Here is a 23132-nt window from a genome sequence, read left to right as displayed (position 1 = left end):
GCACCGTCCGAACGAGCGACCCGACGGGTCTGCGCACAGAGAGCGAGACACGATGCGACGAGCTGTCGTCCTGCTGGTCCTCGGCGGTCTGGCGCTGGCCATGTACGTCGTCGGCGTCGTCATGATGGTGGCGACCCCGGGCGTGAACGAGATCCCGACCCCCGGCTTCGGGGTCGTCGGTGGCGTCGTGGCCATGTTCGGCACGCTCTGCGTGTTCGTGACCGGCTTCGTGATGATGGCGACCGAGCAGGACTGACCCCGGACGGCCCGGGCCCACCAGCGGTCCCGTGGCAGAGTCGGCGCGTGCTCGACGACGCCGGACCCGACCCGTTCGACCGCCTGACCCTGGGCGCGCTGCGGGCGCGGCAGAGCCTGAAGTGGCGGGCCCACCCCCCCGACGTCCTGCCGCTCTGGGTGGCCGAGATGGACGCCCTGCCTGCCCCGGCCGTCCGGGCCGCGCTCGACCTGGCCCTCGACCGCGGGGACACCGGCTACCCGTGGGGCCAGGGCTACGCGGAGGCCTACGCCGACGCCGCCGCCGCGGCCTGGGGCTGGCGTCCTGACCCGGCCGCCACCTCGCTGGTGGCCGACGTGATGACCGGTGTCGTCGAGGTGCTGGCGCTGGTCACCGGCCCCGGCGACGCCGTGGTGCTGGTGCCCCCGGTCTACCCGCCCTTCGCCGGGTTCGTCCGGCACGGCGGGCGCCGCGTGGTGGAGGCGCCGCTCGGGGCCGACGGGCGGCTGGACCTGGACGCTCTCGAGCAGGCCTGTGCCGCGGCGACCGCGGGCGGCCGGCGCGCCGCCCTGCTGCTGGCCAGCCCGCACAACCCCACCGGCACCGTGCACACCGCTGCCGAGCTGGCGGACGTCACCGTCCTGGCCGAGCGGCACCGGGTCCGGGTGGTCGTCGACGAGATCCACGCGCCGCTCACCTACGCCGGCGGGACCGGGTTCACCCCCTACCTGAGCGTGCCGGGCGCCGAGCGGGGGTTCGTCGTGTTCTCGGCGTCGAAGGCCTGGAACCTGGCCGGTCTCAAGGCGGCGCTCGCCGTGGCCGGGCCGGCGGCCGCCGGGGACCTCGCCGGGATGCCCGACGTGGTCGGCCACGGCGCCAGCCAGCTGGGGGTGCTGGCGCACACGGCGGCGCTCCGGGCGGGCCAGGCGTGGCTCGCCGAGCACCTCGCCGCCCTGGACCGGCGTCGCCGGCTGCTGGCCGGCCTGCTCGCCGACCAGCTGCCGGACGTCGCCCACGTGACGCCGGACGCCACCTACCTGGCCTGGCTGGACTGCCGCGCGCTCGACCTGCCGGGCGAACCGGCCGACTTCTTCCTCGAGCACGCCCGGGTGGCGCTCAGCCCCGGCGCCGACTTCGGGTCGGGCGGCGCCGGCCACGTGCGGCTGAACTTCGCCACCTCGACCGCGGTGCTCACGGAGGCGGTCGGGCGGATGGCCGCCGCGGTCACGCGGGTGCGGTCAGGTCGTAGACGGTGACCCCGTCGACGGTGGTGGAGGCGTAGGTCGCCGCCACCCAGGCGGTGATCTCGGTGGCCGACGAGCTGCCGCCGCCCGCCCCGCGGCCGCCCCCCATCCCGCCACCGGCGAGGAAGTAGGTGACGTCGCCGTCGGCGACGTGCTGCTGGAACTCGGCGAGCGTCGGGGCCGGGTCCGAGCCGCTCCAGCCGCCGATGGCCATCACGGCCGTGCGGCCCGACAGGATGTAGCCGGCGGCGCTCTGGTCGCCGACCACCGCGGCCGACCAGCGGCTGGAGGTCGCGTCGAGCAGGTCGGTCAGCGCCGTGCTGGTGGTGGTCGCGTCGGCTGACCCGCCCGGACCGCCCGCCCCGCCGCCGCCGAACCCGCCGCCGCCGACCGTCGCCGGTCCCGCCGTCGGGATCGAGCCGGTGTGCCCGGACGCCGCGGTGGCGACGGTGAAGGAGGCCGCGCCCAGCGAGGCCGCGAGGACCCCGACGACGAGCCCGGCGACGGCGAGCCGGCGCAGCCGCGCCGGGGTGGCCGCCAGCACGAGGGCGCCGAGCACGCCGCCGACGGCCATCGCCCAGACGAGGCCGGTCAGCCAGCCCGCGGCGTCGCGGTGCATCAGGACGGCCCCCCAGACGGCGGTGCCGCCCACCAGCAGCGCCAGCGCTCCGCGGGCGAGGACGTCGTCGCGGTGCCGCCACAGCTCGACACCGCCGATGGCCGTCACGGCGGCGACCGCGGGGGCGAGCGCCACCGAGTAGTAGGGGTGGATCGTCCCGGACATGAAGGAGAAGACGGCGGCGGTGACCAGGAGCCAGCCCCCCCACAGCAGCAGGCCGGCCCGGACCCGGTCGGTCCGCGGGGCCCGGCCGCGCAGGACCAGACCGGCGACCAGGGCCAGCAGGGCCGCCGGCAGGAACCAGGCGATCTGCGTGCCGAAGGCCGGACCGAACAGCCGCAGCACGCCGGCCGCGCCGCCGAAGCCGGTGTTCTGGCCGCCCGTCCCGCCACCCGCGCCGCCCGCGGAGCCGAGGATGCGCCCGAGGCCGTTGTAGCCGACCGCGAGCTCCCAGAGGGAGTTGTTGGTGGAACCGCCGATGTAGGGGCGGGCGCCCGCCGGCCAGAGCTCCACCAGGAGGACGAACCAGCCCGCGGCGACGACCACGGCTCCGGCGGCGGCCAGCAGGTGGCCGATCCGGGCGCGCAGCCGCAGGGGTGAGGCCACCAGGTAGACGACGCCGAACGCCGGCAGCACGAGCAGGCCCTGGGCCATCTTGGTGAGGAAGGCGAAGCCGATCGCGGCACCGGCCAGCAGCATCCAGCGCAGCGCGGCCCGGCCGCGGGACCCCGGCGCGTCGACGGCGCGGACGACGCAGAGCGCGGCGACGCTCATCAGCAGCACCAGCAGCGCGTCCGGGTTGTTGAACCGGAACATCAGCGCCGCCACCGGCGTCAGGGCCAGCAGGGCACCGGCGAGCAGACCTGCGGCCGGGCCGTGCCAGCGCCGGACGGTCGCGTGCAGCACCGCCACCGAGGCGACGCCCATCAGGGCCTGGGGCACCAGCATGGAGAAGGAGGAGAACCCGAGGATCCGGGCCGAGAGCACCATCAGCCACAGCGAGACCGGCGGCTTGTCGACGGTGATGGCGCCGCCCGCGTCGAGGGAGCCGAACAGCCACGCCTGCAGGGACTGCGTGCCCGACTTCACCGCCGCGGCGTAGAAGCTGTTCGCGGTGCCCGAGGACGAGAGGTCGACCAGGTACAGCGCGGCCGTGCCGACCAGCAGCAGGAGCAGCAGCGGCCGGGCCCAGGCCGGGTCGTCGGCCGGTCCGCGGAGGAGGCCGCGCACGCCGCGCGGGCCCCCACCGGGAGCGGCGGCCCCGGGCCGGGGCGCCGGGGTCGCCGGCGGCACGACCGGGTCGTCGGGGCGACGGCCGGCGCGGGGGAGCAGGCCGGGTGCCGGGGCCGGCGCGAGCGGCGGGAGGGCGTCGGGGACGGTGGTCGGAGCGGGCATGGGCCCAGCCTCGACACCCTGGCTGTGCCGGGTCGGGCAGCGGTCTGTGGCGTCGCTGTGAGGCCCGGGGACGGGGACCGGCCCGCGTCGGTGGGGTCCGCGACGGCCCGCTTCGTCGTGCAGGACGACCGCTCTCGCGGACCGCGGGCCGTCGACGTGCCCCGATCGTCTGGCATCGGCACGCCTGGCGCCGATTCTTGACTTCTGCCGGGGAAGCCTGTGTGCTGCATCACAGATCACGGTGAGCGAGGGAGCGGCAGACGGTGGTAGCGGTAGAGCGTGAGGACGAGCAGGCCGGGGCACCCGCGGGCGAGCTGGCCTTCAAGGCCGTGGGGGTCAAGAAGCACTACCCGGGGGTGAAGGCCCTCGACGGGGTGGACCTGGAGGGCTACCGGGGCGAGGTGCTCGCGATCTGCGGCGCCAACGGCGCCGGCAAGTCGACCTTCGCCAAGCTGCTGGCCGGGGTGGAGACCCCGACCGAGGGCGAGATCAAGGTCACGGGGTTCGACCACCCGGTGCGCAACGCCGCCGAGGCCGAGCAGGCCGGTGTGCTGATGATGCACCAGGAGCCGTTGATCATCGACGACTTCACCGTCGGGGAGAACGTCTGGCTGTACAAGCTGCGCAGCGGCAAGGACATCCGGCCCTGGGCGCAGAAGGTCGACACCAACAGCCAGGAGACCCGTGAGGTGCTCCGTGACGTCGGCCTCGGCCACCTGCGCACCAACCAGCTGGCCGGCGACCTCGGCCCGGGTCAGCGGCAGATGCTGTCCCTCAGCCGGGCGGCGGTCACCCACCACAAGATCATGATCTTGGACGAGACGACCGCGTCGACCAGCGAGGAGCACTTCAAGGACATCCTCGACCTCGTCGCCCGCGAGAAGGCGGCGGGGACGTCGATCATCTTCGTCTCGCACCGGCTCAACGAGGTGTTCGCCATGTGCGACCGCATCGCGGTGCTGCGCAACGGCAAGCTGATCGAGGTCCTCCGGACCGCCGACACCGACCAGGACGAGATCACCACCCTGATGATCGGGCAGGCCCTGAAGGCGCTGGACCGGCCGGACGCGGTGGACGTGGTCGACGCCGAGCCCGTGGTCGCGGTGCGCAACCTGTGGGGTGGCACGGCCAAGGGCGTCTCCTTCGACGTCAACCCGGGCGAGATCGTCGGCCTCTACGGCCTGGTCGGCAGCGGCCGGTCGTCCGTGGCGCGCACCATCACCGGGCAGAAGCGGGCGGTCGAGGGCACCATCACGGTCCGCGGACAGGAGGTGGTGCTCGACTCGCCCGGCACGGCTCTCAAGAAGGGCATCGCCTACCTGACGGAGGACCGCCGGCTCGAGGGCTTCGTCAAGGACTTCGACAACGGCGAGAACATGAGCCTGGTCGTGCTCCCCAAGATGGCCAGGGGCGGCGTGGTGGACGGCAAGCGGGAGAAGTCCAGGATCCGCGAGCTGATCAAGGAGTTCCAGGTCAAGGGCGGCCCGAAGACCTACACGAGCTCGCTCAGCGGTGGCAACCAGCAGAAGGTCGTCGTGGCCAAGTGGCTGGAGGCCGACCCGGACTTCGTCGTCCTCGACGAGCCGACCAAGGGCATCGACGTGGGCGCCCGGGCGAACATCTACCAGATCATCCACCGGGTCGCCGCCCGCGGGAAGGGCGTGCTGGTGGTCTCCAGCGAGGCCGAGGAGCTGCTCTCCCTGTGCCACCGGATCCTCGTCATGCGCAACGGCAAGATCGTCGGTGAGTTCAACCCCGACGACGAGGGCACCGACACCGACGCCCTGATCCGGACAGCCCTGCACAGCGACGAGGCCGAGCAGTGATGACCGGCCGAGCCGTGAGGTCGCCCCGCCCCGCCCCGACCGCGCTCCCGCACGACGCCGGCCACGCGCCCCGCGCGTCCCGGCCCGCCTCCTCCCCGACTGCAGACACAGGAGCTCGCGCATGACCGCCACGGCGACCGCACCCACCTCGTCACCCGACCAGGCCGAGGAGAACCGCGGCAGTGCCGTGGTCGACTGGCTGAAGAGCCAGTACGCGCTCTACATCCTCGTGGCCCTCCTGCTGGTGGCCACGATCACCCGCGGCTCCGTCTTCTGGAGCGGCACCAACATCACCAACCTGCTGCTGCAGATGTCGATCATCGGCGTGGTCGTGATGGCCGAGCTGATCGTCGTCCTGACGGGCGGCATCGACATCAGCGTGGGCTCGGCCCTCGGCCTGGCCGCCGTCGTCGCGGCCGGCCTCTTCGGCGGGCCGTCCGTGCTGCTCGCGCTCGTCGTCGCCATCGTCATCGGCGGCATCGTCGGTGCGGTGAACGGCTGGCTGGTGGCGTTCCGGGGCCTGGAGCCCTTCATCGTGACCCTGGGCATGCTGGCCTTGGCCCGCGGGCTGGTCTACGCCTACGGCAACGGGATCCCGATCAACCCCGAAGCGGCGCCGTCCTTCGCGCGCCTCGGCCAGTCCACGTTCATCGGGATCCCCGTGCTGGCGATCATCTGGCTCGCCGTGGTGGCCCTGATCGCCTTCCTGCTCTACCGCACCGTGTGGGGCCGCCGGGTCTACGCCATCGGCTCCAACATCAACGCCGCCCGCAGCTCGGGCATCCCGGTCAAGGGCACCCTGTGGTCGGTGTACATCCTGGCCGGCCTGCTGGTGGGGCTCGGCGGCTGGATCTTCCTGGCCCGGTTCGCCAGCGGCACCTCGACCGCCGGCAACCTGCTGGAGCTGGAGGCCATCGCGGCCGTCGTCATCGGCGGCGCCCGGTTGTCGGGTGGGTACGGCAAGGTGTTCGGGGCCGTGGTCGGCACCATCATCTTCGCGGTGATCGCCAACCTGCTCTCCCTGCTGAACGTCTCGACCTTCCTCCAGGACGCCTTCCGCGGCGCGCTGATCCTGGTCGCCGTCACCGTCGCCACCGTCCAGTTCTCGCGGCGGCGCAAGAGCGACTCCACGACGCCCGCGGCCAAGTGAGGACCCGCTCGATGCTGAGGGAGACACGCATGAGGACGACCGACCGTCGCCGCCGGGTGGCGGGCGCCGCCGCGGCCGCGACCGCGCTGGTGATGATGAGTGCCTGCGGGCAGATCTACCCCTCGAGCACGCCCGCGCAGGGGCCGGCCAACGGGATCAAGTCCGACGTGAGCGACGTCGTCGTCGGCTTCGCGCAGCAGCAGCTGCAGGCCCCGTACTTCGCCGCGATGCAGGTGCAGTCGGAGCAGATCGCCAAGGAGCAGGGCTTCAAGCTGCTGTTCCAGGCGGCCAACAAGGACCCCGTCATCCAGATGAACCAGATGCAGGCGATGATCAGCCAGGGGGCCGACGTGCTGGTGGTGAACGCCACCAGCGTCAAGGGCCAGAAGGAGATGATGACCCAGATCGCCTCCCAGATCCCCGTCACCTACATCGACACCAGCGTCCCGGGTACGGGCATGACCAGCGTGCAGTCCGACAACCTGACCATCGGCCGGGAGTCGGGCATCCTGACCGCGAAGCGGTTCAAGGACCTGGGCAAGACCAGCATCAAGATGGTGATCCTGACGGGGCCGGCGACCGATGAGTTCGTCGGGCCGAACCGGCGGCAGGGCTTCCTGGACGGTCTGGAGGAGGGCGGCCTGCCGTACGAGATCAAGGCCGAGCAGTCGGGTGACTACGCCCAGGACAAGGGCCAGGTCGCGGCCGAGACCATGCTGGCCGGCAACCCGGACGTCGACCTGATCCTCGGCCTCAACGACTCGATGGCGCTGGGCGCGTACAACGTGGTCAACGGCAAGGACCAGTACAAGAACGTCTACGTCGCCGCCTCGGCCGACGGCCAGAAGGAGGCGCTCGCCCTGATCAAGCAGGGCGGCTGCGAGGGTCGCTACCTCTCGACCGGGCTGAACTCGCCGTCGCTGGCGGCGGAGCAGGCCCTGAAGATCTCGGTGGACGTGGCGACGGGCAAGGCCAAGCCGAGCGACTTCAAGCCGGAGTCCTTCACCAAGGCCGTCGGCATCGGCTGCGAGAACATCGACGAGTACTACGACCCGAACAGCGTCTTCTGAGCTGACCCGGCGGGACAGCCCTCGACGGGCCCGGGCGACGGTGCGCGCACCGTCCCCCGAGCCCGCCGGAGGGCCACCCGGGTCCGCCTCCGGCGAGCCGTGGACCCCTAGGGTGAGCGCATGACTTCTTCGACGCGGAAGCGGGTGGCCGTCCTCGGGGCGGGTCTCATCGGTGAGGTGCACCGGCGGGCGGCCGTGCTGGCCGGGGCCGAGGTGGTGGGCGTGCTGGCCTCCACCCCCGAGCGGTCCCGCGAGGTCGCGGCGGCCTGGGGCGTCGAGCGCGCCTTCGCCGACATCGACGAGGTGGCGGCCAGCGACGTCGACGCGGTGCACATCTGCACCCCGAACTCCTCGCACGTGCCCTTCGCGGTGCAGCTGATGGAGGCCGGCAAGCACGTCCTCTGCGAGAAGCCGCTGGGCGTCAGCCTGGAGGACGCGCAGCACGCCGCGGAGGTCGCCGAGCGGACCGGCGTCGTCACCACCATGCCGTTCGCCTACCGCTTCCACCCGATGGCGCGGGAGCTGCGGGCCCGGGTGCAGTCGCCCGGTTTCGGCGCCGTCAACCTCGTGCACGGCACCTACCTGCAGGACTGGCTGCTGAGCCCCCGCTCGACGAGCTGGCGGGTCGACCCGGTCGCCGGCGGTCCGTCGCGCGCGTTCGGCGACATCGGCTCGCACTGGTGCGACCTGGTCGAGTGGGTCACCGGCGACCGGATCGCCTCCCTCGTGGCGACCACCTCCATCAGCGTCAAGCAGCGTCCGGCAGCCACCGCCGCCAGCTTCACGGGGTTCGAGAGCGACGGGCCCCTGGTGGACGTCACCACCGAGGACAGCGCGCTCATCCTGTTCCGGACGGCGGCCGACGTGGCCGGCTCCGCGGTGATCAGCCAGCTGTCCGCCGGCCGCAAGAACCGGCTGTGGGTCGAGGTGGACGGCATGCAGCAGAGCGCGGTGTTCGACCAGGAGCTGCCCGAGCAGCTGCTGCTCGGCGACGACGAGGGCTACCGCACGCTGGTCCGGGACCCCAACCACGGCTCCTCCGAGCAGCGCCGGCTGGCCACCCTGCCCGCCGGTCACGCGCAGGGCTACGCCCAGTGCTTCGAGGCCTACGTGGCCGACTCCTACGCCGCGATCGACGCGCAGGCGGGCGTCGGCGAGCGGCCCGAGGGCCTGCCCACCTTCGCCGACGGCGTCCGGGCGGCCACGATCTGCGACGCCATGCTGCGCTCGGCGGCCAGCCGTGCGTGGGTCGACGTCGGCTGAGGACCCCGGCCCCGTCCTGGTGCGCTGGCTGGACGCGACGGCGACGGCCGCGGAGGTCGGCGGCAAGGGTCTCGGGCTCGCCCGGCTGACCGCGGCGGGGCTGCCCGTGCCCGCGGGCTTCTGCCTCACCACGGCCGCCTTCGCGCGCTGGCGCTCGGACGGCGAGCCCGACGCGGTCCCGGAGCCGGTCGCCGCGGCGCTCCGGCAGGCCCACCGGGACCTCGCGGTCGACGTCGTCGCCGTCCGCTCGTCGGCGACCACCGAGGACCGGGCCGGCGCCTCGGCCGCCGGCCAGCAGGACACCGTGCTCGGCGTGCGCGACCAGGACGCCCTGCTCGCCGCCGTGCTCACCTGCTGGCGGTCGTTGCGGGGCGTGCGGGCGGTCGCCTACCGCGCGCACCGCGGCCTGGCCGAGGACGGGGGGGCGATGGCCGTCGTCGTCCAGCGGCAGGTCGACGCCGACGCGGCCGGGGTGGCCTTCAGCCTCGACCCGGTCCACGGCGACCGGAGCGCCGTCGTCCTCGAGGCGGTGCCCGGGCTCGGGGAGGCGCTGGTGGCCGGCACCGCCGCGGCCGAGGAGATCCGGGTGGACCGGGCCACCGGGGCCGTCACCCCGCCCGTGCCGGTCCTGCTGACCGCCGCGGAGGCCCGTCGGCTCGCCGCCCTGGTGCGGCGCGTCGAGGAGGTGCTCGACGGCGACGTCGACGTGGAGTGGTGCCGCGCGGACGGCGAGCTGAGCCTGGTCCAGGCCCGGCCGGTCACCGCGGCCGCGCCCGCCGACCCCTGGAACGACAGCCTCGGCGGCGACTTCCTCTGGACCAGCACCAACGTCGGCGAGGCCATCCCGGACGTGATGACGCCGGCCACCTGGTCGATGGTCCAGGTGTTCCTGCGCGACGCGATGGCCACCGCCTCGATCCCGCCGCACGTCGGCTGGGGCCGGATCGGCGGCCGCGTCTACCTCAACGTCAGCGTGATGGCGACGCTGTCCCGGGTGGTCGGGGTGGGGGAGCAGCGCTACCGGCGGCTGACGGCGGAGGTCTTCGGCCGGCTGCCGCCCGAGCTGGAGATCCCGCCCGTGCCGGTCCGCCGGCTGGCCGTCCTCGCGGCGGTGGTGCCGATGGCGCTGCACGTCCTCGGCGAGGCCCGGCGGGACGCCCGGCGTCTCGACGGCTACCTCGCCGACCACCACGCGCGGTGCGAGCGGCGCCACGCGGAGATCGCCGCGGTGCTCGAGCCTGGCGCCCTCGGCCGGCTGTGGACCGCGGTGCTCGAGCCGGAGTTCCACCGGGTCAGCTGGATGCTCTCCGCCGCCACCCGCTCCAGCGGCGCCTCGTTCGTCACCACGCGGTACCGCCTGCAGCGGCTGGTCGGCGACGCCGACGCCAACCTGCTCACCGCGGCGACGGGCGGGCGGGCCGGCCCGCTGGCCAGCCTCGGCCTGCTCGACGGCCTGGACGCCCTCGCCCGCGGGGAGATCGACGCCGCCACCTTCGCCCGCCGGTACGGCCACCGCGGCCCGCACGAGTTCGAGCTCCGCTGGCCGCGCCCGGCGGAGGACCCGGACTGGCTGGCGGGCCAGCTGGCGGCGCGGGCCGGCGACCCGACCCACCGGGACCGGCTGCGGGCCCAGCGGGAGGCGCGGGACGCGGCGTGGCAGCGGCTCCGGGCCGCGCACCCGGTGCGGGCGCGGCTGCTCGGCCGGGCGCTGACCCGCTGGGGCCGGATCGCCCGGGACCGCGAGCGGGCGCGCAGCGAGGTGATCCGCTACTTCGGCGTGCTGCGGGCGTTCACGCTGCGGGCGGGCGAGCTGACCGGCCTCGGCGACGACGTCTTCTTCCTCGAGCTGCCGGAGCTGCTCCGCGCCCTCGCCGGGGAGCCGCCGGCGGCCCGGCTGGCCGCGGGCCGGCGCGCGGTGCACGCCGCCTACAGCGCGCTGCCGCCCTACCCCGGGCTGATCCGGGGCCGGTTCGACCCGTTCCGCTGGGCGGCCGACCCCGACCGCCGCGCCGACCTGTTCCTGCCGTCCCCCCGTCCCGAGCCGGTCGGAGGGCCGGCCGACGTCGCCGTCCGCGGGTTCCCCGGCTCGGCCGGCGTGGTCGAGGGTCCGGTGCGGGTGCTGACCGACCCCGACCGCGCCGACGCCCTGCGGCCCGGCGAGGTGCTGGTCACCCCGGTCACCAACGTCGGCTGGACGCCCTACTTCCCGCGCGCCGCCGCCGTGGTCACCGACGTCGGCGCCCCGCTGTCGCACGCGGCGATCGTCGCCCGCGAGCTGGGGATCCCGGCCGTCGTCGGCTGCGGCAACGCGACGACGCTGCTGCGCACGGGAGACCGGGTCCGCGTCGACGGCGCCGCGGGCACGGTCGAGCGGCTCGGCCCGGATCGTGCGGTGAGTCCGGGGTCGTCGTAGCCCCCGGGCCCAGCACGCCGCGGGCTCGGTCAGACTGCCGACCATGGATCTCCTCGACGGGCCGGTCGACCGGGTCGCCCCGACCCTGCTGGGCGGCCTGCTCCGGCACGGCGAGGTCGTCGTCCGCCTCACCGAGGTGGAGGCCTACGGCGGGGCGTCTGACCCGGCTTCGCACGCGTTCCGCGGCCGCACCGCCCGGACCGCGGTGATGTTCGGCCCGCCCGGCCGGCTCTACGTCTACTTCTCCTACGGCATGCACTGGGCCGTGAACATCGTCTGCGGGCCTGACGGGGCGGCGTCCGGGCTGCTGCTCCGGGCCGGCGAGGTGGTCGAGGGGCTGGACGTCGCCCGGAGCCGCCGCGGCCGGGCGTCCGACCGCGACCTGGCCCGCGGACCCGGCCGGCTCACCCAGGCCCTGGGCATCACCGCCGACCACCAGGGCACCTCGGTGCTCGGCGACGGCCCCGTCACCCTCACCCCCGACCCGCAGCCGGCCGCCCGGGTGAGCCGGGGTCCCCGGGTGGGCGTCTCGGCCGAGGCCGACCGGCCCTGGCGGTTCTGGCTGACCGACGACCGCTACGTCTCCGCCTACAAGCGCAGCCCGCGCGCCCCGGCGGCACCGACGTGATCACCGTCCCCGCTGCGCTGGTCGCCTGGCGGACCGGCATCAGCGGGGCCGCCGGCCGGGCCTGGCTGGACGCGCTGCCGGACCGGGTGGAGACGCTCTGCGCCGCCTGGGACCTGGTGCCCGAGGACGTGCCGCCGCTGGCCGGGGCGGTCAACCTGGTGGTGCTGGTCCGCCGCGGCGACGAGCGCTTCGCCCTCCGGGTCTGCTGGCCCGAGCACGACCTCGCGGCCGAGGTGGCGGCCCTGCGGGCCTGGGACGGCCGCGGCGCGGTGCGGCTCGTCGCCGTCGCCCCGGCCGGTGACGCGGTGCTGCTCGAACGGCTCGACCCGCACCGGTCCCTGCGGGACCTGCCGCTGGACGAGGCCGCGACGGTGGCCGGGCGGCTGCTGGCCGAGCTCGCGGTGCCCGCCCCGCGGGGGCTGCCGACGCTGGCCGCGGCGGCGGCGGCCTTCACCCGGCACGCCGCGGGGCGGAACCAGGCCCTGGGTGGTCCGGTGCCGGGCGAGGCCCTCGGCCGGGCCCGGGACCTGGCGGCGACGCTGCCCACCGACGCCGGGCTGCTGGTGCACGGCGACCTGCACTGGGGCAACGTGCTGGCCGACGGGGCCGGCGGCTGGCGGGCGGTCGACCCGAAGCCCGCCGTGGGCGACCCGGCGGTGGGTGTGGCCGAGCTGCTCTGGACGCGCGCCGACGAGGCGCTGACCGCCGAGCAGCTGCGCCGCCTGCTGCACCGGATCGCCGCCGCCGCCGCCCTCGACCCCGCCCGGGTGGCCGGCTGGACCGTCGTCCGTGCCGTGGACTACTGGCTCTGGGGGCTCGAGAACGGCCTCACCGAGGACCCCGTCCGGTGCGCCCGGCTGGTGGACGCGCTCGGCTGAGGGTGCCGCTCAGCCGTCGAGGGGCTGCAGCGAGGTCAGGATCGAGGGGATGTACTCGGCCACGGTCGGGTGGATCGGCAGGGCGTCGCGGAGGGCCGGGTAGCGCACGCCGGCCTGCATCGCGGTGCCGACGACCTGGATGACGTCGTCGGCCTGCAGCCCGAGGATGGTGGCGCCGAGCACCTCCTCGCTGTCGGCGTCGACGAGGATGCGCATGACGCCGGTGGTCTCGCCCTCCAGCCGCGCCCGGCTGACCCCGCTCATCGGCACCTCAGCCTTCAGCACCCGGCGCCCGGACTCGCGGGCCTGCGCGTCGTTCATCCCCACCCGGCCGAGCGGCGGGTCGGTGAACATCGCGTAGGTGGTGATCCGGCCGTCGACCGTGCGGGAGGGCTCCAGCATGATCTGGCTGTCCTGGTAGGACGTGTGGGTCCAGGCGCCGCGGCCGTTGACGTCGCCGAGGGCCCGGACGCCGGGCACGGAGGTCTGGAAGCGCCCGTCGGTCACGAAGAACCCGTGGTCGTCGGTCTCGATCCCGTGGTCCCCCAGCAGGTCGGAGTTGGAGCGGCGGCCGACGGCCATCAGCAGGTGGCTGCCGGTCACGGTCGTGCCGTCGTCGAGGGTCACGGCGACCCCGCCGTCGGCCGGGGCCACGCTCTCGGTGCGCGCCTCGAGCACCCGGATGCCCTCGTCGGCGAAGGTCTGGGACAAGATCGCGCCCACGTCGGGGTCCTCGCGGCCGCCGAGCCCGCTGGCGGCGACGATGGTGACCTCGGAGCCGAAGCGGCGGAACATCTGGCCGAACTCGCAGCCGAGGTAGCCGCCCCCGATGATCACCAGGTGCGCGGGCAGCTCGGTCAGGTCCAGCAGCTCCACCTCGGTGAGCACGTCGACGGTGTCGAGGCCCGGCATCGGCGGCACCGAGGCCCGGGCGCCGACGTTGAGGTACACCTGGCTGCTGGTCAGCCGGCGGCCGTCGACCGTGACCACGTGCTCGGCGCCCGTGGGGTCGGTCGCCAGGGTGGCGCGACCGTGCACCAGCTCCAGGCCGTCGACGCCCTCGATGTACCCGGCCAGGCCCGAGACCTCCTCCTCGATGATCTTGTGCACCCGGTCGATGGCGAAGCCGAAGTCGACGGTCACCTCGCCGGTGTGCACGCCGTACTCGGCGGCGCGCCGGGCCTGGTGGGCGACGACGGCGCTCGCCCGCAGCGCCTTCGTCGGCTTGCAGCCGTGGTTGAGGCAGGTGCCGCCGACGCGGTCCATCTCCACCAGCGCCACCGGTCCGTCCGCGGCCAGGGCGGCGGCGACACCGGGACCGGCCTGGCCGGCCCCGATCACGATCGCCGCGTAGGCGGTGCTGGTGGTGCCGGAGCCGTCGTGCTCCGCCGTGGTGGTCGTCATCCGACGTCCCTTCGTCCGTGGTGTGCGCTCACCCTAGCCACGGGCCCCCCGGGCGACGGTCGCGGTCAGGAGCGGCGCACCACCGGCCCGGGCGGCCACCACGGGCGGTCGCCGGGTCCGGCGGCGGCCCGGACCCGCCGGAGCACGGCCTCGCCGCTGCGTCGGTGACGGACCTCGAGACCGGCGACGACGGCGGCGAGGAGCAGGACGAGCAGGGCGAGACCGGTCATGACCAGCAGCCTGCTGGGACGGGGCCGGGCCGACGAGTGGCAGGTCTGCCCCAGTCGGAAGGATTCCCGCCAGCCCGGCCCGATTGGCCAGGAAGGGCCCGGTCTGCCTAGACTCCCGGCCGGTAGATAACGATTCGGTATCGGCGCGGGAGCGTCAGTCAGCAGGGCCACAGGCTCGGGGGGAGCGGAGGGTTCGTGGAGCGACATCGCCCACGTCGGGCGCGACGGGCGCCCTGGCGTCAGCAGGTGGCCCGGCTCGCGGTCCCCGGCCTGCTCGCCGGCCTGGCGACGACCGGCCTGGTGGCCGTCTCGACCGGCGCGACCACCACGGCGCAGAGCGGCTCCTCCACCGGTGCCAGCGCGGTCCCCAGCACCACCGCGTCGGCCCCGGCCGACGCCGTGACCCGGGAGCAGGGGACCAGCCGCGGCGGCTCCGGCCGCCCCGCGCTGACCCCGGCGGCCGCCGCCCAGCAGAAGGCCGCGGCCAAGGCGAAGGCGGCCAAGGCGGCGAAGGCCAAGGCGGCCAAGGCGGCGAAGGCCGAGGCGAAGAAGGCCGAGGCGAAGAAGGCCACGGCGAAGGCCGGTGCGCTGCCCGAGGTCGACCTGCCGTCGCTGGAGGTGGTCGACACCGAGTACACCCGGGTGGACCTCAACGTCCGCGAGGGCGCCGACGCCGATTCCGACCTGATCACCGTGCTGAAGTCCGGCTCCAAGGTGCCGGTGACGAGCACCGTCCGGGGCGCCTGGCAGTACGTCGCGTACCGCGGCGACGGCGGCTGGGTGCGCCGGCAGTACCTGGTGGAGTCCAAGCCCCAGCCGCCCGCGGCCCAGAAGCCCTCCTCCTCGGGCTCGAGCTCGTCGGGCTCGGGCGGTGGCCTCTCGGGTGCGGCCTGCTCGGCCGGCTCGTCGGTGGAGTCGGGTCTCACCCCGGACGCCATCCGGGTGCACCGCGCGATCTGCGCCCAGTTCCCCGGGGTGACCGCCTACGGCGGGGTCCGCGCGGACTCGCTGCCGGAGCACCCCTCGGGCCGCGCCCTCGACGCGATGGTCTCCAGCAACGGGCTCGGCCAGCAGATCGCGAACTGGGTCCGGGCCAACGCCAAGCAGCTCGGGGTGAGCGAGGTCATCTTCGCCCAGAAGATCTGGACCGTGCAGCGCGGCAGCGAGGGCTGGCGCGGGATGTCTGACCGCGGCTCCGCGACCGCGAACCACTACGACCACGTGCACGTCACCGTCTACGGGAACGCTGCCGGCTAGCGGGTAGCACACGAACTTGTGGACGCTCTGAGCGCGACCTAAGGTTTGTGCATGGTGGACTCGTACCAGATGGTGCTCGGCGCTGTCGCCGTGACCGTCATGGTCCTCGTCCCCATCCTCTGCGTGCTCTGCTACGACCTGCTGGCCGGTCGCTGGGACGAGAGCGTGGCCGCCTGGCGTGAGCGTCGGGCCGTCCGCCGGGAGCACCGCCGGGCCGTGAAGGCTCTGCGCGAGCAGCAGGGGCTCCCGCTCGAGCAGGTGATCGCCGACCTGCGCCGCCTCCGGGTGGTGGTGGGCGACGACGCCGGCCGGTCCGCGGCCCACCAGATGGGCAACCGGCTGGCCTACGACCGGCTGCTGGCCCAGACCTGCGACATGCTCGAGGTCCACCACGACCTGGGGACCGAGTGCCTCGGCATGGAGCGCGAGATCGAGCGCCTGCGGGTCGAGGCCGAGCTCGAACGGGTCGGTGTCCGGGTGACGGACCGCCGTTTCGGCCAGGCCGCCTGAGGCCCTCCGCCCCCTCCTCCTCCGCACTGCTCCCGACCGCCCGCGCTGCCTGCGCCGGCGGTCGTCGCGCGTGCACCCGCCGTTCCTCGGGCCGACCGGAATAGGCCGGCGGCCGGTGGCGTTGACATGATAACTTCGATATCGAAGGGTTCGATTTCCAAGCGTCACCGCACCACCACCGAAGGGAACCACCACATGTCTCGCCTCGGCAAGGCCATCCGGAGCCACCGTGAGATCAACCGCACCAACCGCGAGCTGGCCCGCGCCATCAGCAACGCCGCCACGCCCGCGATGCGCGACGAGCTGATCATGGTCGCGCAGCGCAACAACGGGTTCGGTCCGCGCACCTGACCGCAGCCGCGCTCCGCACACGCCAGGCTCCCGTCCACCGGACGGGAGCCTTTCTGCTGCCCGCCCCGCTCAGGACGCGGTGAACACCGAAGCCAGCGAGCGGGTGAGGTCCACCAGCGCGGGCACCAGGAGGGCGGCGCCGACGGCGAGGCCGAGCAGGCTCAGCAGCCCGAACAGCGCGATCCACACCCCGGCGGGGAGCCCGGTCAACCGGGCCAGCTGACCGGCGTCGCTGTGCGGCGCCCGGCCGGCCCGGTGCTGGCGGGCCAGCTCGAGGACCGGCTTGGGCGCCGCCACCAGCAGCAGCCAGGTCAGCAGCGTCGCCAGCGCCGTCTGCAGGGCCGCCGAGCCGAACCAGCTCAGCGCCAGCACCCCGGCCGCGACGACCAGCACGACGACGAAGCCGTAGAGGTTGCGGATCTGCAGCAGCATCGCCGCGAGCAGCAGCGTGACCAGCCAGAGCAGCCCCAGCGCGTGCCCGGCCAGCAGGAGACCGACGGCCCCGAGGCCGACGACGGCGGGTCCGAGGTAGCCGGCGAGCAGCATCGCCACCATGCCGGGCCCGCTGGGCCGCCCGCGCGAGACCGTCAGCCCCGAGGTGTCGGAGTGCACCCGGATGCCCTGCAGGCGGCGGCCGGCGAGCACGGCGGCGACCGCGTGACCACCCTCGTGGGTGATGGTGACCAGCACCCGGCTGACGCGCCAGAGACCGGGGTGCGCGACCAGCAGGAGGGCCAGCAGCGCCGCCCCCAGCACCAGCTCCGGTGTCGGCGGTGGCTGGGCGGCCGTGGCGCGCCGCCAGACCTCGGCGAGCAGGTCCACCGGGTCAGCCCAGCAGCAGGGTGGCCTTGCGCGGGCTGCGGCCCGTGCGGATGACCAGCACGGCGGTGATCACCAGCAGCGCCAGCACCGCGGCGACCTTCACCGCGAGCGAGGGGCTGGCCACCACGATCGCGACCAGGGCCCAGCCCGCGGTGAAGACGAACGCGGCGAGGGCGGCGAAGCGCCCCACCACCACCACCGAGAACGCCGTCGCCGCCAGCACCAGCAGCAGCGACACCAGGGTCAGCCCGGTCCCGCTCTCCCGCAGGCCGGACGAGCGGAGGGCCGCGCCGAACCCGGCCACGGTGGCCAGCGTGACCCAGCCGAGGTAGAGCGTGACGGGCAGCCGGAACGCGAACTGCTCCAGCCGGTCCGCGGCGGGCCCGCTGTGCACGGAGCGGCGGACGGCCGCCACCAGCGCGCCGAGCAGCACGAGGATGACGACCTGGGCCAGCCAGAGCGACCGGGTGGCGAAGACCGGCACCCAGACGGTGGCCGCGGTGAAGGCGACGACCAGCCACCAGCCGGTGCGGCGGTGGACGGCGCGCTGCCGCTGGGCGGGCAGCGCCTGGTAGACGGCGAGGGCCAGGCAGGCCAGGTAGACCAGGCCCCAGATCGCGAAGGCGTAGCCGGCCGGGGTGACCGGCGAGTGGTTGGCGTCGGAGATCGCGCCGGTGCTGGAGTCGGCGTCGACGACGAGCTGGGACCCCAGGCCGACGACGGCCTGGGCCACCGCGGTGACGGCGACGGCGGTGCTGCGGACACGGTCGGACTGCATGGCCCCAGTGTCCCCGACGCCCCTGGTCAGGGCGGGACGGCGACGCGGCCTCAGAGCGCGCCGTTGGTCCAGAGCAGGCTGCTGGTCCCGGTGAGGGTGGCGGCGAACGCCGCGGCCTGGGCGTCGGTCAGGCTGCTGACGAAGTCGACGATGCCGCGGCCGCGGCCCATCCGGGCCAGCTCCGCGTCGCCGGTCCGGCCGTCGAGCCACTCGGGGTGGGTGCCGGCGATCCGCTCGTAGCCGTACGTCGCGGCGTTGACCAGGTCGAGCAGCCGGCGCGGGGCCCGACCGGCGTCACCCCGGTCCGAGAGCCAGTCGTCGAAACCCTTGACCAGGTGGGTGATGGTGCGCTCCTGGCCGCGCTGGAACATCGCGAGGTCGGGCCGGTCGAGGATGAAGTAGGTGTTGACGAACTTCAGCACCGAGACCTCGTGCCAGGCCCGCGGGCTCATCCGCACGTAGCCGGAGCGCACCGGCGGGTCGGGGTCGACCGTCACCGAGGTGATCAGGTGCTCGATCCAGCGGGAGACGAACCCCGAGATGGCGCGGTCGCCGGCCATCGACCCGTCGTAGGGGGTGGCCAGCACGCCGTCGACGAACTCCTCGCCCACGGCGTCCAGCGCCGCGACGAAGGTCCCCTCGTCGAAGACCCACGCCTCCCGCGTCTGCAGCCGCCGCCGGAGCCGCTCCAGGCCGGCGCCGGGCTGCCGGCCGGCGGCCGCCAGGGCCCCGAGGTCCATCGCGGCCAGGGCCACCCGGTCCTCCCGCCAGGCCCGGAACTCCCCCGAGACGGGGGAGAACTGCAGGACGCCGGAGCGGTGGAAGTCCTCGACGTCGTGCAGCGAGTAGGCGATGTCGTCGGCCAGGTCCATCACCGAGCACTCCAGCGTCTGGCGCCCGGCCGGCAGGTGGGGGAAGGCCGTCAGCGCCTGCTGCATCTCGGGCAGGTCGATGAGGTAGCAGCTGAACTTGGCCGCGCCGGTCCGCCCACCCCCGTGGCCGGCGCCGCGCGGTGGCTCGTCCCAGGTCGTCGGGTGGGGGTCGGGGTGGTGGAAGCGTGCCCAGGGGTACTTGAGCACCGCGGCCCGGGTGGCCGCGGTCAGGTTGAGCCCCTCGTCGCCAGGTCCGTGCACCTCCAGCTCGGTGAGGATCCGGAACGTCTGCGCGTTGCCCTCGAAGCCGTCGACCAGCCCGAACCGCTCCCGGGCCAGCCGGTCCAGGGCCCGCTCGCCGAGGTGGCCGAACGGCGGGTGGCCCAGGTCGTGCGCGTTCGCCGCGGCCTGCACGACGACGTGGTCCAGGCCGCCCAGACGGCGCAGCAGGTCCCGGTCGGTCGTCCGCAGCAGCCGGACGGCGATGGCCCGGGCGACGGCGGTGACCTTGATGCTGTGGGTGAGCCGGTTGTGCACGACGCCGCTGGTGGCGTTGGCCGCGACCACCTGGGTGACCTCGGCCAGCCGGGAGAAGGCGTGCGCGAAGCGGATCCGCTCCAGGTCGGAGCGGAACTCCGACTCCCCGGGGGCGTGCGGGCTCTCGTGCTCGGGTCGCGCCCGCTCCAGCCGGGGATCCATACCGGCAACCTAGTGCCCGCGCGGCGCCCGACCGGGGGTCGGCCGGGCGGTGCCGGGTCGGGGGGGCGTCGCTAGGGTGCTGGAGGAAGAGACGCCACCACGCCCAGCCCGGGAGCCGCACGCATGACCAGTCCTGTCGACGCCACCACCACCGCGGCCTGGTCCGCGCTCGCCGAGCTCAAGCAGGGGTTCGCGCCGGACCTCCGCGGCTGGTTCGACGCCGACCCCGAGCGCGCCGCCCGCTACAGCCTCTCCGCGGGCGACCTGCACGTCGACCTGTCGAAGAACCTGCTCGACGAGGAGGTGCTGGCCCGGCTGCTGGAGCTCGCCGAGCAGGTCGGGGTGGCCGAGCGCCGGGCGGCGATGTTCGCGGGCGAGAAGATCAACGTCACCGAGAACCGGTCCGTGCTGCACACCGCCCTGCGCCGACCGGAGGGCGACAGCCTCGTCGTGGACGGCACCGACGTCGTCCCGCAGGTGCACGCGGTCCTGGAGAAGGTCTACGCCTTCGCCGAGGCGGTGCGCAGCGGCGCCTGGACCGGGGTGACCGGGAAGCGCATCGAGACGGTGGTCAACATCGGCATCGGCGGCTCCGACCTCGGCCCGGTGATGGTCTACGAGGCGCTCAAGCCCTACGTGCAGGACGGCCTGGAGTGCCGGTTCGTCTCCAACATCGACCCGACCGACGTGGCCGAGGCGACCAAGGACCTCGACCCGGAGACGACGCTGTTCATCGTCGCCTCCAAGACCTTCACCACGCTCGAGACGCTGACCAACGCCCGGCTGGCCCGGGCCTGGCTGCTGGACGGGCTCGGGGACGCGGCCGCCGACCAGCAGGGCGCCGTGGCCAAGCACTTCGTCGCCGTCTCCACGGCGCTCGACAAGGTCGCCGACTTCGGCATCGACCCCGACAACGCGTTCGGGTTCTGGGACTGGGTCGGCGGGCGCTACTCCGTCGACTCCGCCATCGGCACCGCCGTCGTCGTGGCCATCGGGCCGGCGGCCTTCGCCGACTTCCTGGCGGGGTTCCACGCCATCGACCAGCACTTCACGACGGCCGAGCCGGCGCAGAACGTGCCGCTGCTGATGGGGTTGCTCAACGTCTGGTACGTCAACTTCTTCGGCGCCCAGACCCACGTGGTGCTGCCGTACGCGCAGTACCTGCACCGTTTCCCGGCCTACCTGCAGCAGCTGACGATGGAGTCCAACGGCAAGGGCGTCCGCTACGACGGGTCGCCGGTCACCAGCGACACCGGCGAGGTGTTCTGGGGCGAGCCCGGCACCAACGGCCAGCACGCGTTCTACCAGCTGATCCACCAGGGCACCCGGGTGATCCCGGCCGACTTCATCGCGGTCGCGAACCCCGCCCACCCGCTGACCGACGGGGACGCGGACGTGCACGAGCTGTTCCTGGCCAACTTCTTCGCCCAGACGGCGGCGCTGGCCTTCGGCAAGACGGCCGATGAGGTCCGCGCCGAGGGGACGGCCGAGGCGGTCGTGCCGGCCCGGGTGTTCACCGGCAACCGGCCCACCACCTCGATCATGGCGCCGGCCCTGACCCCCTCGGTGGTCGGGCAGCTGATCGCGCTCTACGAGCACATCACCTTCGTGCAGGGCGTCGTCTGGGGCATCGACAGCTTCGACCAGTGGGGCGTCGAGCTGGGCAAGCAGCTGGCCCAGCAGGTCACCCCCGCCGTCGGCGGCGACGAGGACGCGCTCGCGGCCCAGGACGCCTCCACCCAGGCGCTGATCCGGTACTACCGGGAGCACCGCACCCGCTGAGTGCTGAACGGGGGCAACAACTCCGGGTCGAGGGCTGCCCCCGGTTCAGCCATCAGTGCGCCAACGGGTGCGAACCCGCGTTCGACCACCCGGCCCGTACAGGGAAGCCCGCACCAGAGCGCGCCAGCTGTCCAGCCGCACCGGGTCCCAGCCTCGGCCGAGCACCGCGTCGGCCGAGGCGATGATGGAACCACCCCGGCGCAGCACCTCGTTGGAGGTGTAGCCGCACCGCTGCCATCCGGTCTCGACGAGGCGTCGGTCGCGGTCCAGGTCGGCACGGTGGGTGTCCCGGTCGCGGTGCACCTCCCCGTCGTACTCGTGCAGGCGTCGGGTCCCGACCAGCCAGAGGTCGGCTCGGGCGACGAAGCCGCCCCGGGCGTCGCGCACCACGTGCTGCGGCTCCACGGGTATGCCCGCGGCGGTGTGCAGCACCCGCATCACCGACTCCCAGGGTGACTCGCTGCGAGCATCCAGGAGCGGGATGGCCCGCCGGAGCATCCTGGCGCCCGGTCGTCGGTCTTTCGCTCGTTCTTCGAGCTCCTCCATCGAGCAGTGCCCGAGGCGGAGCGCGGAGTCGGCGAGCGGCACCAGGTCGAGCAGGTCGAGATCACGTGCGCAGGCGAGCAGCGTCTCGACTGCCGCGGTCACGGGAAGGCCGGTCACGGTGACAGCGGCGGTCGCCGTCGTCCGGCTGATGGCGAGGCCGCGTCGCTGCGGGTGCCGGTCACCGCGCGGAACGTTCACGAAGACGGGCGCGGGTACCCGGGCCGGTAGCCACCAGCCCTGCAGCTCGGCAGCGGTCAGGTGCGTGAAGGCGGCCGTCTCCGGCAGCACCAGGCACCACGCCTGGAGCAGGTCGGGCAGCTCCGGGCTGCGAGTGGCGACGTGCGCGCCGGGCGTCACCGACGTCCAGCCCGTCCGCCGGACCTTGCTCCGCGCCACCTCGACCACCCCCCGATCATCAGGGAGGACAGGCCTGCTGGAGCCTGCCTGGGATCCATCTGTGGACGCGGCTCGACGAGTGCTGAACCGGGGCAGCGCCTGGTGCGCAGCGGCTGCCCCAGGTCAGCACTCGTCGGATGTCAGAGCTGCGGACCCTGGGCCCGCAGCTTGTCGACCTCCTGCATGGCGTCCCGCAGCTCGCCCAGCCAGCTGTCGGCGTGCTGCCCCACCAGGGTGACCGCCCAGGCCAGCGCCTCGGAGCGGGAGCGGGCGACGCCGGCGTCCACGAGGGTGTCGAGCACCTGCCGCTCCGGCTGCCGGAGCCGGGTCATCACCGGCACGGCGAGGTGGGTGAACAGCGTCTCCACCTCGCCCAGCCGGGCGCCCCACGCGACCTTGCGGCCGTAGCGGGCCTCGGCCTCCTGGGCGATCTCGATGCGGGTGTCGCGGGTCTCGGCGCGGAACCGGCTGATCCGGCCCTCGGCCGCGGCCTGGTCGGCCGCCGGGTCCTCGGCGAGGGTGCCGATCACCGTGATCTCCTCGCGGTCGACGTGCACCGCGACACTGCTGAACCACCCGCTGGGCAGCCGCCCCTCGAACCAGCTCCCGGCGTCGTCCGCCGGCGGCAGGTCCACGTTCTGCCAGCCGCCCGGCCGGCCGGGCCCGCGGCGACCGCGGGGTCCGCGACGCCCGCCCCGCTCGTCGCCGCTCTCGTCCTGCGGACCTCGGGGTCCGTCGAATCCGTGCCACATGGTGACCTCCTC

21 protein-coding genes are annotated in these 23132 nt (G+C 74.3%); 13 read left to right on the top strand and 8 right to left on the bottom strand.

The features are described from left to right. Positions 1–52 precede the first annotated feature (52 nt). Complete coding sequence (locus BLT72_RS20345) at positions 53–256, top strand: hypothetical protein (protein ID WP_091415514.1); 204 nt, start codon at positions 53–55, stop codon at positions 254–256. A gap of 47 nt (positions 257–303) precedes the next feature. Beyond that, the gene (locus tag BLT72_RS20340; RefSeq protein WP_091415511.1) at positions 304–1491 is read left to right on the top strand and encodes an aminotransferase class I/II-fold pyridoxal phosphate-dependent enzyme; all 1188 of its coding nucleotides are present in this window, start codon (positions 304–306) and stop codon (positions 1489–1491) included. On the opposite strand, the gene BLT72_RS20335 is transcribed toward BLT72_RS20340, so the two are convergent. Further along, positions 1460–3493 (bottom strand): glycosyltransferase family 39 protein, encoded by a 2034-nt coding sequence (locus tag BLT72_RS20335; protein WP_091415509.1) that lies wholly within the window; start codon positions 3491–3493, stop codon positions 1460–1462. The two genes, BLT72_RS20340 and BLT72_RS20335, sit on opposite strands and share 32 nt — an antisense overlap. Before the next feature lie 263 nt (positions 3494–3756). Here BLT72_RS20335 and BLT72_RS20330 point away from each other — a divergent pair, with 263 nt between their 5' ends. From BLT72_RS20330 to BLT72_RS20300, 7 genes are all read left to right on the top strand, one after another. Beyond that, complete coding sequence (locus tag BLT72_RS20330) at positions 3757–5319, top strand: sugar ABC transporter ATP-binding protein (protein WP_091415506.1); 1563 nt, start codon at positions 3757–3759, stop codon at positions 5317–5319. A gap of 121 nt (positions 5320–5440) precedes the next feature. Continuing rightward, complete coding sequence (locus BLT72_RS20325; protein ID WP_091415503.1) at positions 5441–6469, top strand: ABC transporter permease; 1029 nt, start codon at positions 5441–5443, stop codon at positions 6467–6469. Between the two features lie 29 nt (positions 6470–6498). Beyond that, the gene (locus BLT72_RS20320; RefSeq protein WP_091415500.1) at positions 6499–7539 is read left to right on the top strand and encodes a substrate-binding domain-containing protein; all 1041 of its coding nucleotides are present in this window, start codon (positions 6499–6501) and stop codon (positions 7537–7539) included. Positions 7540–7659: 120 nt separating this feature from the next. Then, positions 7660–8802, top strand: coding sequence for a Gfo/Idh/MocA family protein (locus BLT72_RS20315; protein WP_091415497.1), 1143 nt, complete (start codon positions 7660–7662; stop codon positions 8800–8802). Further along, a complete protein-coding gene (locus BLT72_RS20310; RefSeq protein ID WP_197677118.1) occupies positions 8780–11215 on the top strand; it encodes a PEP/pyruvate-binding domain-containing protein in 2436 nt (811 codons plus the stop codon). Before BLT72_RS20315 ends, BLT72_RS20310 begins: the two co-directional genes overlap by 23 nt. Before the next feature lie 43 nt (positions 11216–11258). After that, complete coding sequence (locus tag BLT72_RS20305; RefSeq protein ID WP_091415494.1) at positions 11259–11843, top strand: DNA-3-methyladenine glycosylase; 585 nt, start codon at positions 11259–11261, stop codon at positions 11841–11843. Further along, positions 11840–12721 (top strand): aminoglycoside phosphotransferase family protein, encoded by an 882-nt coding sequence (locus tag BLT72_RS20300; RefSeq protein ID WP_091415490.1) that lies wholly within the window; start codon positions 11840–11842, stop codon positions 12719–12721. Before BLT72_RS20305 ends, BLT72_RS20300 begins: the two co-directional genes overlap by 4 nt. Before the next feature lie 9 nt (positions 12722–12730). Here the strand turns inward: BLT72_RS20300 and BLT72_RS20295 are convergent, their stop codons facing one another. Together BLT72_RS20295 and BLT72_RS22420 are read right to left on the bottom strand one after the other, a co-directional pair. Then, on the bottom strand, positions 12731–14125 hold the full coding sequence (locus BLT72_RS20295) for a mercuric reductase (protein ID WP_091415487.1): 1395 nt from the start codon (positions 14123–14125) through the stop codon (positions 12731–12733). Positions 14126–14190: 65 nt separating this feature from the next. Continuing rightward, a complete protein-coding gene (locus BLT72_RS22420) occupies positions 14191–14355 on the bottom strand; it encodes a hypothetical protein (protein WP_157720587.1) in 165 nt (54 codons plus the stop codon). A gap of 246 nt (positions 14356–14601) precedes the next feature. On the opposite strand from BLT72_RS22420, the gene BLT72_RS20290 reads away from it, so the two are divergent. From BLT72_RS20290 to BLT72_RS22595, 3 genes are all read left to right on the top strand, one after another. Continuing rightward, positions 14602–15612, top strand: a complete 1011-nt coding sequence (locus tag BLT72_RS20290) for an SH3 domain-containing protein (RefSeq protein ID WP_091415483.1) — start codon at positions 14602–14604, stop codon at positions 15610–15612. Between the two features lie 51 nt (positions 15613–15663). Further along, a complete protein-coding gene (locus BLT72_RS20285) occupies positions 15664–16122 on the top strand; it encodes a hypothetical protein (RefSeq protein WP_091415479.1) in 459 nt (152 codons plus the stop codon). A gap of 195 nt (positions 16123–16317) precedes the next feature. Then, a complete protein-coding gene (locus tag BLT72_RS22595; protein WP_172826130.1) occupies positions 16318–16473 on the top strand; it encodes a hypothetical protein in 156 nt (51 codons plus the stop codon). A gap of 69 nt (positions 16474–16542) precedes the next feature. Here BLT72_RS22595 and BLT72_RS20280 read toward each other — a convergent pair whose 3' ends face one another. The 3 genes from BLT72_RS20280 to BLT72_RS20270 are packed head-to-tail and all read right to left on the bottom strand — an operon-like array spanning position 16543 to position 19644. Continuing rightward, positions 16543–17295 carry a M50 family metallopeptidase gene (locus BLT72_RS20280; protein ID WP_091415475.1) on the bottom strand — a complete coding sequence of 251 codons (753 nt, stop codon included), beginning with the start codon at positions 17293–17295 and terminating at the stop codon, positions 16543–16545. Between the two features lie 4 nt (positions 17296–17299). Continuing rightward, entirely contained in the window at positions 17300–18073 is a 774-nt protein-coding gene (locus BLT72_RS20275) for a tryptophan-rich sensory protein (RefSeq protein ID WP_091415472.1), read from the bottom strand. A gap of 50 nt (positions 18074–18123) precedes the next feature. Next, the gene (locus BLT72_RS20270; protein ID WP_091415469.1) at positions 18124–19644 is read right to left on the bottom strand and encodes a deoxyguanosinetriphosphate triphosphohydrolase family protein; all 1521 of its coding nucleotides are present in this window, start codon (positions 19642–19644) and stop codon (positions 18124–18126) included. 123 nt (positions 19645–19767) lie between these two features. Here BLT72_RS20270 and pgi point away from each other — a divergent pair, with 123 nt between their 5' ends. Next, the gene (pgi, locus tag BLT72_RS20265; RefSeq protein ID WP_091415466.1) at positions 19768–21426 is read left to right on the top strand and encodes a glucose-6-phosphate isomerase; all 1659 of its coding nucleotides are present in this window, start codon (positions 19768–19770) and stop codon (positions 21424–21426) included. 45 nt (positions 21427–21471) lie between these two features. On the opposite strand, the gene BLT72_RS20260 is transcribed toward pgi, so the two are convergent. Together BLT72_RS20260 and BLT72_RS20255 are read right to left on the bottom strand one after the other, a co-directional pair. Continuing rightward, a complete protein-coding gene (locus BLT72_RS20260; RefSeq protein ID WP_091415463.1) occupies positions 21472–22377 on the bottom strand; it encodes a hypothetical protein in 906 nt (301 codons plus the stop codon). Between the two features lie 131 nt (positions 22378–22508). Then, a complete protein-coding gene (locus BLT72_RS20255; protein WP_280949232.1) occupies positions 22509–23120 on the bottom strand; it encodes a hypothetical protein in 612 nt (203 codons plus the stop codon). Between the last annotated feature and the right edge of the window lie 12 nt (positions 23121–23132).

This window comes from Friedmanniella luteola, assembly GCF_900105065.1.
In the GTDB taxonomy this organism is placed as follows: Bacteria; Actinomycetota; Actinomycetes; order Propionibacteriales; family Propionibacteriaceae; genus Microlunatus; species Microlunatus luteolus.
This window is presented reverse-complemented; position numbering and strand designations above follow the sequence as displayed.

Excerpts from the sequence above, each read along its gene's own strand:
- BLT72_RS22420 (WP_157720587.1), bottom strand. The coding sequence starts at position 14,355 with ATGACCGGTCTCGCCCTGCTCGTCCTGCTCCTCGCCGCCGTCGTCGCC.
- BLT72_RS20335 (WP_091415509.1), bottom strand. The coding sequence starts at position 3,493 with ATGCCCGCTCCGACCACCGTCCCCGACGCCCTCCCGCCGCTCGCGCCG.
- BLT72_RS20285 (WP_091415479.1), top strand. The coding sequence starts at position 15,664 with ATGGTGGACTCGTACCAGATGGTGCTCGGCGCTGTCGCCGTGACCGTC.
- BLT72_RS20325 (WP_091415503.1), top strand. The coding sequence starts at position 5,441 with ATGACCGCCACGGCGACCGCACCCACCTCGTCACCCGACCAGGCCGAG.
- BLT72_RS20305 (WP_091415494.1), top strand. The coding sequence starts at position 11,259 with ATGGATCTCCTCGACGGGCCGGTCGACCGGGTCGCCCCGACCCTGCTG.
- BLT72_RS22595 (WP_172826130.1), top strand. The coding sequence starts at position 16,318 with ATGTCTCGCCTCGGCAAGGCCATCCGGAGCCACCGTGAGATCAACCGC.
- BLT72_RS20275 (WP_091415472.1), bottom strand. The coding sequence starts at position 18,073 with ATGCAGTCCGACCGTGTCCGCAGCACCGCCGTCGCCGTCACCGCGGTG.
- BLT72_RS20320 (WP_091415500.1), top strand. The coding sequence starts at position 6,499 with ATGAGGACGACCGACCGTCGCCGCCGGGTGGCGGGCGCCGCCGCGGCC.
- BLT72_RS20255 (WP_280949232.1), bottom strand. The coding sequence starts at position 23,120 with ATGTGGCACGGATTCGACGGACCCCGAGGTCCGCAGGACGAGAGCGGC.
- pgi (WP_091415466.1), top strand. The coding sequence starts at position 19,768 with ATGACCAGTCCTGTCGACGCCACCACCACCGCGGCCTGGTCCGCGCTC.
- BLT72_RS20345 (WP_091415514.1), top strand. The coding sequence starts at position 53 with ATGCGACGAGCTGTCGTCCTGCTGGTCCTCGGCGGTCTGGCGCTGGCC.
- BLT72_RS20315 (WP_091415497.1), top strand. The coding sequence starts at position 7,660 with ATGACTTCTTCGACGCGGAAGCGGGTGGCCGTCCTCGGGGCGGGTCTC.
- BLT72_RS20295 (WP_091415487.1), bottom strand. The coding sequence starts at position 14,125 with ATGACGACCACCACGGCGGAGCACGACGGCTCCGGCACCACCAGCACC.
- BLT72_RS20270 (WP_091415469.1), bottom strand. The coding sequence starts at position 19,644 with ATGGATCCCCGGCTGGAGCGGGCGCGACCCGAGCACGAGAGCCCGCAC.